Genomic DNA, 17,442 nt, shown 5'->3' with positions numbered 1-17,442 from the left:
TTACTTTTTCACTTGGCTCATAACTTCTTCAGCGAAGTTTTCTTGACGCTTCTCAATTCCTTCTCCAACTTCAAAGCGTACAAAACTTTTTACAGTAGCTCCTTTAGCTTCAACAAACTGTTTTACTTTTAAATCAGGGTTTTTAACGAATGATTGATCTACTAAGCAAATATCTTCAAAGTATTTGCTTAAGCGGCCTTCAACCATTTTTGCAACGATTTTTTCAGGCTTTCCTTCGTTTAATGCTTGTTGAGTCAGTACTTCACGCTCACGTTCAACTTCATCTTGAGAAACTTGATCACGTGAAACATATTTCGGTTTGATCGCAGCAATATGCATAGAAACATCTTTAGCCGTCGCTTCATCATTAGTTCCTTCTAATAAAGTCAAAACTCCAATTCTGCCTCCCATATGAAGGTATGCACCAAAAGCATCATTATCAGTTTTTGTAACAATTTCAAAACGACGTAAAGTCAGTTTTTCACCAATTTTTGCAATTGCAGCATTGATGTATTCTTGAACAGTCGTTCCATTGTCCATTTTTTGTTCATGAGCTTCTTCAATTGTGCTTGGCTTGTTAGTCAATAAGTGTTGAGCTAATTCTTTGATTAATATTTGAAACCCTTCATTCTTCGCAACAAAATCAGTCTCTGAATTTACTTCTAGTATCACAGCTTCATTTCCTGATACTTCAATATATGCAGAACCTTCTGCAGCAATGCGATCTGCCTTTTTCGCAGCTTTAGCAATACCTTTTTCACGTAAAAAGTCAATTGCTTTTTCCATATCACCATCAGTTTCTGTTAACGCTTTTTTACAATCCATCATTCCTGCGCCAGTTTTTTGACGAAGTTCTTTTACCATTTGTGCAGTAATAGCCATTATGAAAATTCCTCCTTATATATGTATCATAGTATAATTATTAATAAGATGTTCTACTCGCTTATAGTATTAACTCAAAGATGTAGATAACTTGTGTATTTTCTCAAAAAAAGGTGATAGAAGGCAAATCCCTCTTATCACCTTTTGTAAAAATTTCACTTAAGCTGAAGTTTCTTCACCTTGTTTTGCTTCTAAAATCGCATCAGCCATTTTAGATGTTAACAATTTAACAGCACGAATTGCATCATCGTTTGCTGGGATTACGTAATCAATTTCGTCTGGATCACAGTTTGTATCAACGATTCCAACAAGAGGAATGTTTAATTTATGAGCTTCTGCAACTGCGATACGCTCTTTACGTGGGTCGATAACAAAAATAGCATCCGGAAGACCCTTCATTTCTTTAATACCGCCTAGGAATTTCTCTAAGCGTTCTTGTTCTTTTTTAAGTTGTACAACTTCTTTTTTAGGTAATACATCGAAAGTACCGTCTTCTTCCATTCTTTCGATATCCTTTAAACGATTAACACGCTTTTGAATTGTTGAGAAGTTAGTCAACGTTCCACCTAACCAACGTTGGTTTACATAGTACATACCTGAACGTTCAGCTTCGTCTTTAACTGAATCTTGGGCTTGCTTTTTCGTTCCAACGAAAAGGATTTTACCACCGTTACCAGCGACTTCCTTAACAAAGTTGTACGCTTCTTCAACCTTTTTAACTGTTTTTTGAAGATCGATAATATAAATTCCGTTACGCTCAGTAAAGATGTAACGCTTCATTTTTGGGTTCCAACGGCGTGTTTGATGACCGAAATGAACACCAGCTTCTAATAGTTGTTTCATTGAAATGACTGACATGTGTTTTCCTCCTAAAATGGTTTTTGCCTCCGCTTGCTTCATTTTTAAACAAATCTGTTATCACTTCATAATAACAGCACCATTGTTTAAATCAGCAACCGTGTGTATTAACACCAAAAAAAAATATAACATATTCATAGCATACAATCAAGTTTAAATATTAGTTTTGTTAAATTTAAGAAGAAGTTCTATTTCAGTTTTACCCTTATTTAATTGTTTGGCAATGTCTTCAATATCATATCCTTGACTTCTTAAACCCAATACTTTGTCCTTAAAAGTTTGGTTCTTTTCGCCACTCATTACATGCTCTTTATTATAAGGTTTAATATCGTTTCTGTTAAGTTGGTTTATATTTTCATAGTCATTATTACGATAGTCTGGAAGTAAACCTTTTATATCCTCATCTGATAACGTATCAACATCATAGCTGGATGAATTTTTCTGTTCTATTTTATCGTTACTTATTTTCGTATTAGTCTGTTTGTCAAGAGGTTGCTGGACTTCGTTTATTGAGGAAGTCGAATGTCCATTTGGCGGTGAAGATTGTTCTTTCTTAACTGCTTGGACTCGGTTTAGAAATTGATCATTTTGTTCTTTCATCTCGACGACAAAGCTTGCTATAACACTTTCCAGGTCCTTAATCATTCTTTCTTGTTTCTTTTCGACTTCGTGTAATCTCGATAATCTTAAATAGAGGATAATAATTAGCCAAAATGCGACAGCTAATAATAAAAAATATAATATTGCTAACAATGGATTCATCGTAACCTATCCTTTATAATCAATGATGTTTCCTTTATATGGGTGATGCTCATCTTCCGTAATTTCTTCTTCCTGATTCTTTTTTGTCGTTGACTGCTGAAATTCTTTGTCATTATGGTCATTTGTAAGTTCAGCCTTCTCATTTTTACTCTTGCTATTTACTTGCTTTCTTTTACGCTTTTCTTCTTCTTGAATGCCAATAGCGAGTTGATCTTGCATATGTTGCCCTCGCTGCTCAAGCTGTTCTTGTATTTTTCCGATGTCTTGTGTTCTAGGAAGTGCAACTTGTAGTTCAACTAATTTTAAACTCATTTTTTACCACTTCCTTCTCCAAGGATTATGATTTGTTGTGATTTATCATTGGTTCGAATGTCCATGAAAACAGTTTCTACATTAAATTAGTTGTTCTTACCAATAGATAGACATACGCAAATAGAATTCGCAACCTCTGTTCTTTAATAGATGGCATAAATACCCTTACGTTGTAGGTGTAAAACAACAGCAGCAAAAAACCTGCTTTTAATATTAAGAAATGAACACCTACACAATTAGATGTCTGGGTATCTTATATAAAAATCGAATAATACACAACAATTACTCAATTGTAATTAAAAAACAACAAAGTTTACTTAAAGATCTTTACGGAAATATTTTTGTTAAAATACCTTTTAGCTTAAACAGTGCTTTTGAATGGATTTGTGAAATTCTTGAAGTTGATAAACCCATCACTTCTCCAATTTCGGTTAATGTTAGTTCTTCTTTATAGAACAAACTAATAACAAGTTGTTCTTTTTCATTTAACTCCTTAAGAACATCTACTAGTTGACTAACTAACTCATTTTTTAATAATTGTTCTTCAGGAATGATGGATTTTTTATCAACGATCGTATACGCAATTGGATCTTTTTCTTCCGATTCTTTGTTATGCTCATCCATGGATAATACATTAGCAAAAAAGCCTTCCTGGATCGTAGAATACACTTCAACTACGTTAATATTCAATTCATTTGCAATTTCATCAGCTGTAACGTTTCTTAATAACTGTTGTTCAAGTTGTTGAGTGGTTGCTTCTAGCTTTTTAGCCTTTTCTCTTGCACTTCGTGACATCCAATCTTCTTTTCTAAGACCGTCAAGTATAGCACCTTTAATTCGAAATGATGCATACGTATCGAATTTTAAATCTCGCGAAGTGTCAAATTTTTCTAATGCATCAAAAAGCCCAAATAGACCATAACTTTTCACATCATCTAGATTTACTGTCTTGGGTAACCCTACGGATATCCGTTGAACATGATACATAACGAGTGGCATATATTTTTTTACAAGTGCATTCCCAGCATTCTCATCACGAGTATGTACCCACTTTTCCCAAAGTAGCTGATCCTCACTTTCTAGCTTGAGCGCCATTATTACCCTCCTTGTAATGAACTCGTTCAAGTATACTTGAACATCGATGAACCAGATGGAGAGTCAACTCCATTTATTTAAAGGTTGGTTTCGCATAGATTGTTGTTTTTGTAACAAAAATAAAAACATAGTCTACTATTTTTCGTGGCATCTATTCTTCGATAAAACATTGACTATTGTGTAAAACGACATTTTTCTTCTAGCTTACGAAATATAGCAACAAAGTATGGAAAAGAGCTAATTAGAAACGCTACCGAGCGAGGAGGGGAACTATACCCCTGTACCGAATGAATAAAATGTATAGACTCATTCGTGCTCAAGTCCATTTCTTTAACTCGATTTAAACATTTTTGTTGCTATATTATTAAAGAAACTCTGATACATATGCATTTTGTGATTCTTTTGTTTTTACAGCTATAAAGATATACAAATCGTGATAATATGACTGTTTGATCACAAAAATAGCATTTATATTACAATAATACCTTGATTAACTGTTCTTATTGTTAATAGACGATTTAGAGGACTAAATTCTATTGTCCTGCCACTATTTCCACCTACATCTTCTGATTCAATATTAATCTTTGCCGTGTATAAATATTGCTTCACAGCTTCAACATTGCGGTTTCCAATCCTCATAAGGTCATTGCCTTTAGTAAACTGGAACATTTGTGCACCACCAGCTATTTTTGCAAGCAAATGATTTTTAGACGCACCATGCAGAACGAGTTGGTTAATGAGTACTTCAATTGCCGTATCAGCATATTTAGCTTTATTAAGTGATCCTGCCTTAGCTAAGGAAGAATCAGGTAGCATCACATGTGCTAAGCCAGCAATATCTTTGAACCTGTCGTATATAACTACCCCAACACAAGAGCCTAATCCAGATGTGCGTATGATATTCGGGCCTCTAACAATATCCATATCTGCAATACCTACTTTTACAACAGATATCGCTTCATTCATGCCCCGTTACCCCCAGGGCCTGAAAAAGCTTCGTAAAAGAATTTGGATCAGGAAGTAAAAATATATGTCCCTTCACACCTTCAAGAATCGATTGATCTGACTCTATGACACTTGTGTCTATGACAGTCGCATAGTCACTTACTTGGGATAATTGGATTAAGCCCATACTTATAATTGCTCCAACGAGATCAACGCTAATTTGCGGCACAGAAGGATACATATTCAACTTCGTAAAATCAGATAAAGAAGAGAGGTAAGAACTTGATAAAATATTACCTAATTCTTCTAAAGCAGACATAGCTAGTTGATCATATGGAGGGCCTTCGAACGCAAAATTGCTCAAGCCCGTCCATTGTTGAACTAACAATGATGCTTGTTCAAGTGGCAAAAGGAGAAACATGCTACCGGGTGCGTCACCTTCAATCTGTAAAAAGACACTGACAACAACATTATCTGCTCCCCCAGCTAAGTCCATCATTTCATCAAAAGAAACAATTCTTACCTCAGGTATATTCATCTCGATTTTCTTATTTAGTATCTTAGAAAGGGCTGTAGCAGAATGACCAGCACCAATGTTTCCAATTTCCTTCAAGATATCAAGGTGTGTATGATTAAACCTTTCAATGAAAGTCATATATTCACCTTTCCAGTTTTTCCGAATCGATCAAATTAATATTGAGTACTTCAGAAAGGTCAAGTAAAATTAGTAATCTATTACCAACCTTTGATATTCCTTTTAAATATTCTGCTTTTATGACACCAACTACTTCAGGTGGTGGTTCAATAGAATCGTCAGGAATATCAATGACATCATTAGCAGAATCTACAATTAGACCTACTTCAACATCTTCAATTGCAACGATAATAATTCTCGTGCTATCAGAATAGTCAGTTGTCATTAGCCCAAATCTATTGCGTAAATCTATTATTGGCGTTACAACACCTCGCAGGTTAATTACACCTTTCACATCTTCACTCGTTCCAGGAACTCGGGTTATGTGTTGAACCTTTTCTATTGAACGTACTTGGTCCACTGGAATTCCATATTCCTCATCTTCCAACTGAAAAACGATGACTTTTTGTTCTGTAGCTGTTCCTCCTATCACGATCATAACCTCCCTTTGTCATCTATTTTATAAGTGCATTACAATCAACAATTAGAGCAACCTGGCCATCTCCTAAGATGGTCGCACCTGATATAGCAAATACGTTTGTTAAATAATTGCCTAAAGATTTCAACACAACCTCTTGCTGTCCAATAAAAGAATCAACTACTAAGCCAGCTAGTTTTTCGCCTTTCCTAACAATGACGATTGACAAATACTCATCCTCCTCAGTTGAGGCTGCTGGTACTTGAAAGATATCATTCAAAAATAACAACGGGACTACTTTCCCACGAAAATCAATGACCTTTTGGTTATGAGCATTCAAAATATCATCTTTTTTAGCAATTGCAGTTTCAATGATTGAAGAAAGAGGTATAGCATATTTCTCTTGTTGAATTTCTACTAACATGACAGAAATGATAGATAATGTTAAAGGTAATTGGATCGAAAATATAGACCCTTCTCCTTCAACTGAATCAATTGAAACAGATCCACCGAGAGACTCAATTGTATTCTTTACTACATCTAGCCCTACTCCTCGCCCTGAAACATCAGAAATTTTTTCTGCTGTAGAAAAACCAGATGAAAAGATAAGTTCATATACTTGTTTATCTGTTAAGGTAGCAGCATTTTGCTTAGTAATGATGCCATTTTTAATCGCTTTATTTAATACTTTGTCACGACTGATTCCAGCACCATCATCTTCAATTTCAATAAACACATGGTTACCACTATGGTATGCCTTTAATTTCACTGTACCTTCTTCGTTCTTGTCATGTTGAGTTCGTTCAGCAGGTAATTCAATTCCATGATCTATAGCATTGCGAATAAGATGAACGAGGGGGTCACCAATTTCATCAATGACAGTTCTATCTAATTCTGTTTCAGCACCTATGATCTCTAAGTTAATAGATTTTCCTAAATCTCGCGCTAATTGCCTAACCATTCTAGGAAAGCGGTTAAATACTGTCTCTACAGGAACCATCCTCATGTTTAAGATGATGTTTTGTAAATCGCCAGATATTCTTGACATGCGTTCTACAGTTTCATGAAGTTCACTGTTATTTAAATCTTGTGAAATTTGCTCAAGTCGACCTCTATCAATGACAAGTTCCTCAAACAAATTCATAAGTATATCTAGACGTTCAATATTGACACGAATCGTTTTGTTTGATGCTGTTGCTCTCTTTTTATTAGCTACTACCTTGTCATCATTATGTAGTTGACTTTCCATTGATTCGTCTATAGTAATCTCTTTTTCATGATTTATTGGAGTTAGCTCTTTTTCTACTTCCGCGTGTCTCATGCTTGCTAAATTAAGAGCTTTAATTTCAATATTTGCTATTTCGGATACTTTCATTATACGTTTATGTATGGTTTCCTTCGGTTCCTTGGATACGAAGGCTATAGTAAATTCATTGTCAAACTTTTCATCTTCTAATAGCTCTACGCTAGGAATAGATTTTATGATTTCTCCAATTTGCTCCAAAACTTCGAATATCATAAATACACGAGCTGCTTTCAGTAGACAATCTTCTCGAAGTGTGATGTTTATCTCAAAGCTTTCAAAACCCTGTTCCTTTGACTGCTGGATCACCGTATACTCAAATTCGTCATAATCCACAAGAGTCTGATTGTCATTCACTTCAGCATTTTGTACCGATACAGCTGCTTCAGCTAGCGATTGCGTTAAAGGATGCCCCTCTTCAATTTGTTTTAATTGTTTCACCACCGCTGTAACATCATGTTTACCATCTCCGCCTTCAGCTATAGAGATCACCATCGTTTCAAGGTCATCGACCGCTGCAAAAACAACATCTAACACGTCAGGTGTAAAGATAATTTTTTCATTTCTCATTCCATCAAGGACGTTCTCCATTTGATGTGTTAAGCTAGCTAAATCTTCAAAACCCATTGTCGCTGACATTCCTTTTAGTGTATGAGCAGAACGAAAAATCTCATTAATTATCATTAAATTGTTTGGATTTTTTTCTAATTCTAATAATTGTTCATTTACTGTTTGTAAATGTTCTTTACTTTCATCAATAAATACATCTAAATACTGATTCATATCCATAACATACACACCCCTTATTCGGATTTTAGAAAAGGATGTTCAAAAAGTCCGAGAAAAATGACTTGGCAAAGGATAGGCTTATCCCATAGTGACAAAAACGTGACAACTATATGAGAAGCACTCAAATTGCTTTTCTCTCCTCTTTTTGTTCTCCTTGTGAACACGTACTTGAAGGGTTTAAACCTCTCCTTTCTTCGTTTGAGCTTGTTTTTTATTAGCTCATCGAAAATGTACATTTAACACGTTATAGAATTTACTGATAAATATATTTTAAAGCTGTTGGTGTAATATCACCAAGGTCTGCAACATCGTCAATAACATTTGCAGCTATTGCAGACTTAGGCATACCAAAAACAATTGATGTGTCTTGAGATTCTGCAATTGCTTTCGCATTGCCTTTAGATTTTAATGTTTTTAAACCTTCAGTACCATCTGAGCCCATCCCTGTCATAATGATTGCGATTTTCATATATCCAGATATTTCACTGACTGATTCTAGCATCACATCTACAGATGGTCGATGGCCATTCTTAATTGATGACTGATCTATTTGTAAAACTAACGATGTACCTACCTTCTTCACTTTTAAATGAGAGCCACCTGGAGCAATATAGGCGGTGCCATTTTGAATAATTTCTCCATTCTCGCCTTCCTTTACACATATATCACATAGAGAATTGAGACGTGATGCTAGTGATTTCGTAAACCCTGCTGGCATATGCTGCACGATAATTATCGGTACATTAATTGATTTAGGAAATCCTTGCAACACTTTTTGTAATGCTCTCGGTCCTCCAGTAGACGTACCTATGCATAATATTTTTTTATTCGCTTGTTTTGAACTGTTATGAGATAACTGGGACATAGATCTTAGTTCTATTTTACTATATTTTGCTAATGATGAAGTAATAGATTTTGCTTTTCCGGTAGGAATTTGAAAATTATTCATATTTACTTTACTAGCTAGCAAAACTTTAGAGACTATTTCGTCCTTTACTTTATGAAGGTCTAAAGAAATACCACCAGAAGGTTTCGCGATAAAGTCAATAGCACCATATTGCATCGCAACTATTGTATTTTCAGTTCCTTCCTTTGTGGTACTAGATAACATGATGACGGGTATGGGATTGTGAGTCATAATTTTTTTCAGAGCTTCTATCCCATCCATTGTAGGCATTTCCACGTCCATGGTTATTACGTCAGGATTAAGTTGTTTAATTTTGGTCAGTGCATCCTCACCGTTTCTAGCAGTTCCTACAACTTCAATCTGATGATCTTCTTTTAAAAATTGTGAAATCAACTTTCTCATGAATGCTGAGTCATCTACGATAAGAACTTTTACTTGTTTCACGGTGGTACCTACCTTTCAATTAAATATTTTCGTAATCTTGACATAAATGAATGAGTTGTTGGTTTTTGTTGTCTCATATCATTTGAGTTTAACAAATATGTATTAGCTATAACTTGAATATTTTTACTTGCACTAGATTTTGGTGCATATAACAAAAATGGAGTTTGTCGGCTGACTGCCTTAACAATATGTTTGTCTTCAGGTATTTGACCTAAAACCTTTATTTCTTTATTTAAGAACTGTTTCATGACAGTTGAAATTCTGTGAGTTGTATGATTTCCTTCTAGTTGTGACTGGGTTTTATTAATTATTAAAAATAGCGGCTTTGCAGGATCTTTTAAAATGATATACTTTATCGCTGCATATGCATCCATAATCGAAGTAGGTTCTGGTGTAGTAACGACAAATACTTCGTTTACTGCTTTTAACAGCAATAGATTTTCTTCAGTCATGCCAGCACCCATATCAAATATGACATAATCATATTTATCTATTAACCTTTGCATATGTTGAATAATCAAATGGACTTTAGTAGAATCCAGCTTAAAAACATGATTAAAACCAGAGCCCCCTGCAATATATGATAGGTTTTCAGGTCCTTTAGTAATAATCTGATCGATGGAAATCTCATTGTTAAAGACATCCAAGATTGTATATTTTGAAGATACGCCCATTAAAATATCGATATTCCCCATACCAATATCCATATCAAAAATAAGTACCTTTTTTTTCTGCCTAGCTAACGTCAAAGCAAAATTTAATGAAATATTAGATTTACCAACACCTCCCTTACCACTTATAACAGCGATCGTTTTAGCTGAGGTGTTGGTTCCTTGAAGTTCCATTTGTTCACGTAAGCTTGCTGCTTGATCCTTAACCATTGGCATCTTCTCCAAGTATAATTTGGCCGATTAACTGAGGAGAAGCTGCTTTAATATCATCTGGTACATTTTGACCATTCGTAATATAAGCTACACCAACTTGAAAATGATCGATTAGATTAAGCATAGAACCGTATGTTGATGTCTCATCTTCTTTAGTAAAAATAAACTGATCGATATGAATCATTGAAAATTGCTTATAAATTTGCTTCATGTCAGTAAATTTTGATGTGAGGGATAGAACAAGAAACGTTTCAACATCCTCATTAAAATCTATAATTTCTTTGAGATCCTCCACGTATTGTTGATTCAAAAAATTCCTGCCAGCTGTATCTACTAGTACTACATCATAATCAACAAATTTTTCCTTAGCACGTTGAAAATCTTCAATATTGTAACAAACTTCAATTGGGATATCTAAAATTTTGGCATATGTTTTTAATTGTTCAATTGCTGCAATTCTATACGTATCAGTTGTAATAAAGGCAACCCTTTTCTTATCATTTAACACACATTGAGCAGCTAGTTTTGCCAATGTAGTTGTTTTTCCAACTCCTGTTGGTCCTACTACATTGACAAATTTCTTCGTAAAGCTCACTCCTCCATAGTTAAATGAAGCTATACTGTCGACGATTAGTTGCTTCGTCCACCTCAATAAGTCCAAATTGTTATCTTTATTTTCCGTCGAATATTTCACCAATAGTGCATCCATAAGCTTCATTCTTAATGAATCAGATATCTCTTGAACGATTAGTATTTCGTTAATTTGCCTTAAAGGTTTTGGGTATTTATCAAAATTTGTATGTATATCAACGTTCAAATTTTCCATTAATGATTTTATACCTTTTAATTCAGTTAAAACATCGTCAGATTTTTCAGTAGCTGCTGTCTCATCCTTCAAATGAAGGACGTCATGAGGTTTTTCACTTCCTTTTACAACTGGCATACTATTTTTCATGCTCAATGCTTGTTGTTCGGGAGAAAACGGTTCTGGGTCTTGTACAGCAATAACCTCAAACTGTTTCCTTGAAAGAAAACCGAGTAACCCTCTCTTCTGAACGACCTTAGAACTAAGAATGACTGCATCATTTCCTAATTCTTGTCGTATTTTTTTCATTGCTTCAGACATAGAAGGTGCGATATATTTTTTTATTTTCATTGTATGTTCACCACTCCAACACTTTGAACTTCTACACTTCCATCAAGTTCATTATAGGATAACACTGGCACGTGTGGAAGTAATCTTTCGATAATTTGCTTCATATACATTCTTACGGCAGGTGAACATAACAATATTGGGGCTTGATCCTGGAACTGTTGCTGTTCAATATTCTGTATTACACTATTCGTTATCACTTCAGATGAATCAGGAGCGATAGATAAATAGTTCCCGTGTTCTGTTTGTTGAATACTATCTGCAATCATTTTTTCAACAGCACCTGATAATGTAATCACTTTTAAACTGTCTCGGTTATTAATAAATTGTGACGTAATTTGGCGAGCGAGTGATTGTCTTACATACTCTGTTAACAAATCTGTGTCAGATGTTATCTTACAAAAATCAGCTAATGTTTCAAATATGACCGGTAAATTTCGGATTGAAACATTTTCTTTTAATAACTTGGATAACACTTTCTGGATATCTCCAATTGCTAGCGGATTAGGTGTTACTTCTTCAATAAGTATTGGATAAGATTCCTTCAAATGTTCAACTAGCTGGTTCGTTTCTTGGCGGCCTAATAATTCATGCGCATTTGTTTTAATTAATTCAGTAATATGTGTAGACACTACTGAAGCTGGATCTACAACTGTATACCCAAGCATTTCTGCTTTTTCTCTCATGTCTTCAGAGATCCATTTTGCTGGCAACCCAAAGGAAGGTTCTACCGTATCAATTCCTTCAACAGCTGGATCATCAACACCAGGACTCATAGCTAAAAAGTGATCTAACAGAAGCTCCCCTTTAGCTACTTCGTTCCCTTTTATTTTAAATCTATACTCATTCGGTTGTAGCTGAATGTTGTCACGAATTCTAACGACCGGAATAACAAGACCTAACTCTATCGCCAACTGCCTTCTAATCATCACAATGCGCTCTAATAAGTCTCCACCTTGCTTAGTATCAGCTAGAGGAATTAAGCCGTAACCGAACTCAAATTCAATCGGATCAACATTGAGCAGACTTACAACACTGTCAGGACTTTTCATTTCCTCTGTTTCTATTTCTTCTTCAAGCTCTTCTTTATCTTCAATAGAAGCTTTTTGAGAGTTACTAATCAAATAACCACCAGTGATGAGCAATGCTGCAATTGGTAATGTTAATGTTAAAGACATCGTTGTAAAAAAACCGAAACATGCAATCGTTGCACCGACCACATATAACATTTTAGGAAATGCAAATAACTGACCCGTTATATCCTCACTTAAATTTCCTTTTGATGCAGCCCTTGTAACGATAATACCTGTTGCTGTTGAGATCATTAAAGCTGGAATTTGACTGACTAAACCGTCACCTACAGACAATAGCATGTATGTACTTGAGGCTTCAGCAAGATCCATATCCATTTGTAGAACTCCAATAATCATGCCAAAAATAATATTGATCAACGTAATAACAATACCTGCAATTGCATCCCCTTTTACAAATTTACTTGCTCCATCCATCGCACCATAAAAATCAGCTTCTCGTTGAATTTTTTCACGGCGTACAATCGCATCTTTTTCAGATATAAGGCCAGCATTTAAATCAGCATCAATACTCATTTGTTTACCGGGCATTGCATCTAATGTAAAACGAGCTGCAACCTCTGAAACCCGCTCAGCCCCTTTTGTAATAACTATAAATTGAATTATAATAAGAATAACAAAAACGACAAAACCAACTAACACATTTCCACCAATAACAAAATTTCCGAACGTTTCAACTACTTGACCTGCATCGGCATTACCTAATATAGAGCGCGTCGTGGATACGTTTAAGCCGAGGCGAAAGAGTGTTAATACTAATAATAGTGAAGGAAATACAGAAAGCTGCAGGGCCTCTTTCATATTCATGGATACGAGGAGGACTAATAAGGCAAGAGAAATATTTAACATGATTAACACGCTCAATAACCACGTAGGTAATGGAATGACTAACATAATAATAATAAGTACAACACCGACTATAACAGGTAAATCTCTTGCTCTCATATGACATTCTCTCCTTACATATGCTGTTCAAAATTTTACTCTTAGGTTTTCTACCCTGATCTTCAATCTTGTTTAACAATCTCACTGAACATTCATTTATACACAACATCTATACTTTATTTTTCAAGCTATAAACATAAGCTAAAATTTCGGCAACTGCTTTAAAATATTCTTCTGGTATGGCTTGACCAATCTCTGTTTGATCATATAGAGCCCTTGCTAATGGCCGATTTTCTATAGTTACTACATTGTTTTTCTTTGCAATTGACTTGATTTTTTGAGCTATAAAGTCCACTCCACTAGCTACTACAAAAGGAGCATCCATTTTTGATTCGTCATACTTCAATGCGACTGCGAAGTGTGTTGGATTTGTAATGATTACGTCCGCATTAGGAACCTCTTGCATCATTCGCTGCATCGCCATTTCTCGTTGCTTTTGTTTTATTTTTGACTTTATTTGAGGATCACCTTCGACATTTTTATATTCATCTTTTATATCTTGTTTTGACATTCGAATACTTTTCTCAAAGTCATATTTTTGGTACAGGTAATCGATAATTGCTAAGAAAACAAGAACAATGGATGCTGCTAAACCCATTTGAAAAACTAACTTTGCGAGAAAAGACAGCGCAGCACCAATGCTTATTTGTGACAGCATTTCCACTTGACCCCAATTGACCCATAGTATAAAAAAAGTAACTGCTGCAACAAACGATATTTTTAAGATGGATTTTAAAAATTCAACAAGCGCTCGAATTGAAAAAATTCGTTTTGCACCTTTGATTGGATCTATTTTTTCTAGCTTAAATTTAATAGGTTCAGTTGAGAATAAAAAACCTACTTGTGAATAATTTGCTGCAACTCCTCCAACCATTGCTGCAAGCATTATAGGTGCTATGATTAATGCCATATCTTTTACTAACACTAGAAAGATGTCAAACACGTTACTTTCCGTGACATCTACTAATAAATAATCTTGAAAAGTAGTAATAAATATATCTACTAATTTGTCCAGCATATAAGGGCCACTAAACCAAAAAAAGAGAAATACGACGAATAACACAATCGCTGTATTAACATCTTGACTTTTCGCTACTTGACCTTTCTTTCTTGACTCTTGACGCTTTTTTGGAGTCGCTTTTTCTGTTTTTTCCCCAGCAAAAAACTGAAGATCTAATCGTAAAAAAGACAAATTACACGCCTCCTAAAATTCTCATCAAGGTTCTCAAAGTGACCAATACATTCTCGAATAAGTCCCTTACTAAATAAATAAAAGATGCCATTATGACAATTAGCATCACAAAGCTCACGATAATTTTGATAGGAATACCAACGACAAAAATATTTAGCTGAGGCATCGTTCTTGCCATAATTCCTAATGCAATATCTACTAGAAAAAGTGAGCCAACGATAGGTAGGGCCATTTGAAAAGCTATAATAAACATATAACTCATCGTTTGAATCAAAAATGCACTGAATCTACTGTCCCCAAAAGAAACCCACGTTTGATCGATTGGTATAAATTGATAGCTATTGAAAATCCCGTCAAGTAATAAATGATGGGCATCTACTGAAAGTAAGAACAGTAACGCAAATGTATATAAATACTGCCCCATGAGAGGGCTTTGAGCTCCAGTTTGGGGATCAATAACGTTGGCAATCGCAAAACCCATCTGAAAATCAATAAAACCTCCAGCCGTCTGGATAGCAGAGAATATAATATAAGCTGTAAATCCTATTAGTATACCTATTAAAGCCTCTTTTAGAATCATAGCAATAAACAATACATCTATTGGAATGGTATATGGATCTATTGTAAATACCATGATCCACGCTAAAAAAAAAGATAATCCAATTTTTAGCGTATTTGGTATATTTCGATAAGAAAAAATGGGTATCGTTACAAAAAAGGCTGAAATTCTAATAAATATTAATAAGAACATTGGAAATAAAGCAATCATATCATTCATAACTAACCCACAAACTTATGCAAATTATTAAAGATTTCATATGTATAACTGATCATCCTAGATAACATCCAGGGACCAAATACAACCAACCCTATAAAAACAGCAACAATCTTCGGAATAAACGCCAATGTTTGTTCTTGTATTTGTGTAGTAGCCTGAAAAATACTAACAGCCAAGCCTACACCTAAAGCTAATAATAGCAGAGGACCACTTACTATCAGTACAGTGTAAACACCTGATTGGGCAAGTGATATAACAGTTTGAGCATCCATAACTTGTCTCCTAACCAAAGCTTGTTAATAGTGATTTAATAACAAGATTCCAGCCATCAACTAGTACAAACAATAGTATTTTAAATGGTAAGGCAATCATAACTGGTGGTAGCATCATCATCCCCATGGACATTAAAACACTAGCGACTACCATATCAATAACTAAAAAAGGTACAAAAATCATAAAGCCAATTTGAAATGCTGTTTTCAATTCACTGATCGCAAATGCCGGGACAAGTGCTGTCATCGGAATGTCTTCAATTGATGATGGGCTCTCATATTCTCCATATTGTAAAAATAGCGCTAAATCTTTTTGTCGCGTATGATTACTCATATATTCTTTCATAGGTATACTCGCTCGTTCATAAGCTTCTTCTATGTTAATTTCTTCGTTAAATAAAGGTGTCAAGGCTTGTTCATTTACCTCTTGAAAAGTTGGCGCCATAATAAAAAAGGTTAAAAATAGAGACAACCCTACTATTACTTGGTTTGGGGGCATTTGTTGTGTCCCTAACGATGTCCTAACAAACGATAACACAACTACTACTCTAGTAAAGCTCGTCATTAATATTAAAATACTTGGAGCTAAAGAAAGGACCGTCAATAATAGTAATAGTTTGACTGTCGTTGATACATTTTGGGGATCACTCGTATTAAAAAGCTCTGCAATCTCATTCATTCAAACTAGTCCCTTTCTTTATCTTGCTCATGTAGAAGATGTTTTCTTTCTTCAGAAAGCTCATCCAACTGTGATTTGAGCACACTAGCGAAATTTTCATCATTATGATGTTGCTTTTTATCGCGAGACGATAAAAGCTTCTTCACTAAATGTGCTGGCTGCACCATTTGATTTAGCTTATTATGATGATCATCTACGATTTGTTGTACTTCATGCTCATTGTCAATTTCTCGTAATAATTGAATATCTTCACCTACGCCAACAACTAAAATACGCTTACCGACTTTAATGAGCTGAACGGAGCGATTAGAACCTAAGCCAGTTCCACCTAAATTCTCGACATATTTAAAATTGCTTTGAGCACTACTTTTTTTATTGACAAATTTAATTAACAAATAGATAAGTAGAATCACAAAAATGGTGGCAAAAATCATTTTTGTAACATCCCATAAGCCCACCGTATTTTGATTTTCTACAAGTGGACCTACCTCATCTTCATTGTTACCGTCTTCTAAATTACTATCTTCGTCAAAATAATCTGTTACACTCATTGGTGATGACTGCTCCGCATAAACAATCAAAGATTGTAGCGGAGCAAAGATAATGGTATATAAAATTGCTATTAATAATATTTTTTTTGCTTGCAAGATGGAAACCTCATTTTAATTTAACGTTTTATTAATTGCTTCAATAACACGTTCTGCTTGGAATGGTTTAACGATAAAATCTTTCGCTCCAGCTTGAATAGCATCTATGACCATCGCCTGTTGTCCCATTGCTGAACACATCACTATTTTTGCATTTGGGTTTATTTTACGAATTTCTTTCAACACTGAAATCCCATCCAATTCAGGCATAGTAATATCTAAAGTGACTAAATCTGGTTGGAATTCTTTATATTTTTCAATTGCTTGAACACCATCGGCAGCTTCGCCAACAACATCAAATCCATTTTTCGTTAATATATCTTTAATCATCATTCTCATAAATGCCGCATCATCTACGATCAAAATCTTATGACTCATATTTTATAATACCT

General features: G+C 34.7%; 19 protein-coding genes. All 19 read right to left on the bottom strand.

Translation table 11 applies throughout. The features are described 5' to 3' along the window. Positions 1-882, bottom strand: coding sequence for a translation elongation factor Ts (tsf, locus tag JM172_RS12640; protein ID WP_214482709.1), 882 nt, complete (start codon positions 880-882; stop codon positions 1-3). Positions 883-1,041: 159 nt separating this feature from the next. Next, entirely contained in the window at positions 1,042-1,740 is a 699-nt protein-coding gene (rpsB, locus tag JM172_RS12635) for a 30S ribosomal protein S2 (protein WP_214482784.1), read from the bottom strand. A gap of 153 nt (positions 1,741-1,893) precedes the next feature. Continuing rightward, positions 1,894-2,502, bottom strand: a complete 609-nt coding sequence (locus tag JM172_RS12630; RefSeq protein WP_214482708.1) for a hypothetical protein — start codon at positions 2,500-2,502, stop codon at positions 1,894-1,896. Between the two features lie 6 nt (positions 2,503-2,508). Further along, positions 2,509-2,814, bottom strand: coding sequence for a hypothetical protein (locus tag JM172_RS12625; RefSeq protein WP_214482707.1), 306 nt, complete (start codon positions 2,812-2,814; stop codon positions 2,509-2,511). Between the two features lie 327 nt (positions 2,815-3,141). Beyond that, on the bottom strand, positions 3,142-3,909 hold the full coding sequence (locus JM172_RS12620; RefSeq protein WP_214482706.1) for a FliA/WhiG family RNA polymerase sigma factor: 768 nt from the start codon (positions 3,907-3,909) through the stop codon (positions 3,142-3,144). A gap of 468 nt (positions 3,910-4,377) precedes the next feature. Beyond that, entirely contained in the window at positions 4,378-4,875 is a 498-nt protein-coding gene (locus JM172_RS12615) for a chemotaxis protein CheD (protein WP_214482705.1), read from the bottom strand. Next, positions 4,868-5,509 (bottom strand): chemotaxis protein CheC, encoded by a 642-nt coding sequence (locus JM172_RS12610; RefSeq protein ID WP_214482704.1) that lies wholly within the window; start codon positions 5,507-5,509, stop codon positions 4,868-4,870. Before JM172_RS12610 ends, JM172_RS12615 begins: the two co-directional genes overlap by 8 nt. Before the next feature lie 4 nt (positions 5,510-5,513). After that, positions 5,514-5,981, bottom strand: coding sequence for a chemotaxis protein CheW (locus JM172_RS12605; protein WP_352223421.1), 468 nt, complete (start codon positions 5,979-5,981; stop codon positions 5,514-5,516). Between the two features lie 22 nt (positions 5,982-6,003). Beyond that, positions 6,004-8,058 (bottom strand): chemotaxis protein CheA, encoded by a 2,055-nt coding sequence (locus tag JM172_RS12600; protein WP_214482702.1) that lies wholly within the window; start codon positions 8,056-8,058, stop codon positions 6,004-6,006. Positions 8,059-8,311: 253 nt separating this feature from the next. Further along, on the bottom strand, positions 8,312-9,409 hold the full coding sequence (locus JM172_RS12595) for a protein-glutamate methylesterase/protein-glutamine glutaminase (RefSeq protein ID WP_214482701.1): 1,098 nt from the start codon (positions 9,407-9,409) through the stop codon (positions 8,312-8,314). Positions 9,410-9,417: 8 nt separating this feature from the next. Beyond that, positions 9,418-10,290 (bottom strand): MinD/ParA family protein, encoded by an 873-nt coding sequence (locus JM172_RS12590; RefSeq protein ID WP_214482700.1) that lies wholly within the window; start codon positions 10,288-10,290, stop codon positions 9,418-9,420. Next, the gene (gene flhF / locus JM172_RS12585; RefSeq protein ID WP_214482699.1) at positions 10,283-11,449 is read right to left on the bottom strand and encodes a flagellar biosynthesis GTPase FlhF; all 1,167 of its coding nucleotides are present in this window, start codon (positions 11,447-11,449) and stop codon (positions 10,283-10,285) included. The genes JM172_RS12590 and flhF overlap by 8 nt, the downstream gene beginning before the upstream one ends. Further along, positions 11,446-13,482 (bottom strand): flagellar biosynthesis protein FlhA, encoded by a 2,037-nt coding sequence (gene flhA / locus JM172_RS12580; RefSeq protein WP_214482698.1) that lies wholly within the window; start codon positions 13,480-13,482, stop codon positions 11,446-11,448. Before flhA ends, flhF begins: the two co-directional genes overlap by 4 nt. Before the next feature lie 109 nt (positions 13,483-13,591). Continuing rightward, the gene (gene flhB, locus JM172_RS12575; protein ID WP_214482697.1) at positions 13,592-14,674 is read right to left on the bottom strand and encodes a flagellar biosynthesis protein FlhB; all 1,083 of its coding nucleotides are present in this window, start codon (positions 14,672-14,674) and stop codon (positions 13,592-13,594) included. Position 14,675: 1 nt separating this feature from the next. Next, positions 14,676-15,452 carry a flagellar biosynthetic protein FliR gene (gene fliR, locus JM172_RS12570; RefSeq protein WP_214482696.1) on the bottom strand — a complete coding sequence of 259 codons (777 nt, stop codon included), beginning with the start codon at positions 15,450-15,452 and terminating at the stop codon, positions 14,676-14,678. A 2-nt stretch (positions 15,453-15,454) separates the two neighbouring features. Further along, entirely contained in the window at positions 15,455-15,724 is a 270-nt protein-coding gene (gene fliQ, locus JM172_RS12565) for a flagellar biosynthesis protein FliQ (protein ID WP_214482695.1), read from the bottom strand. A 10-nt stretch (positions 15,725-15,734) separates the two neighbouring features. Continuing rightward, positions 15,735-16,403, bottom strand: coding sequence for a flagellar type III secretion system pore protein FliP (fliP, locus tag JM172_RS12560; RefSeq protein WP_214482694.1), 669 nt, complete (start codon positions 16,401-16,403; stop codon positions 15,735-15,737). 5 nt (positions 16,404-16,408) lie between these two features. Further along, positions 16,409-17,050, bottom strand: a complete 642-nt coding sequence (locus JM172_RS12555) for a flagellar biosynthetic protein FliO (protein ID WP_214482693.1) — start codon at positions 17,048-17,050, stop codon at positions 16,409-16,411. A gap of 15 nt (positions 17,051-17,065) precedes the next feature. Beyond that, the gene (locus JM172_RS12550; RefSeq protein ID WP_214482692.1) at positions 17,066-17,428 is read right to left on the bottom strand and encodes a response regulator; all 363 of its coding nucleotides are present in this window, start codon (positions 17,426-17,428) and stop codon (positions 17,066-17,068) included. Positions 17,429-17,442: the final 14 nt, after the last annotated feature.

This window comes from Bacillus sp. SM2101 (assembly GCF_018588585.1).
Classification (GTDB): domain Bacteria; phylum Bacillota; class Bacilli; order Bacillales; family SM2101; genus Nanhaiella; species Nanhaiella sioensis.
This window is presented reverse-complemented; position numbering and strand designations above follow the sequence as displayed.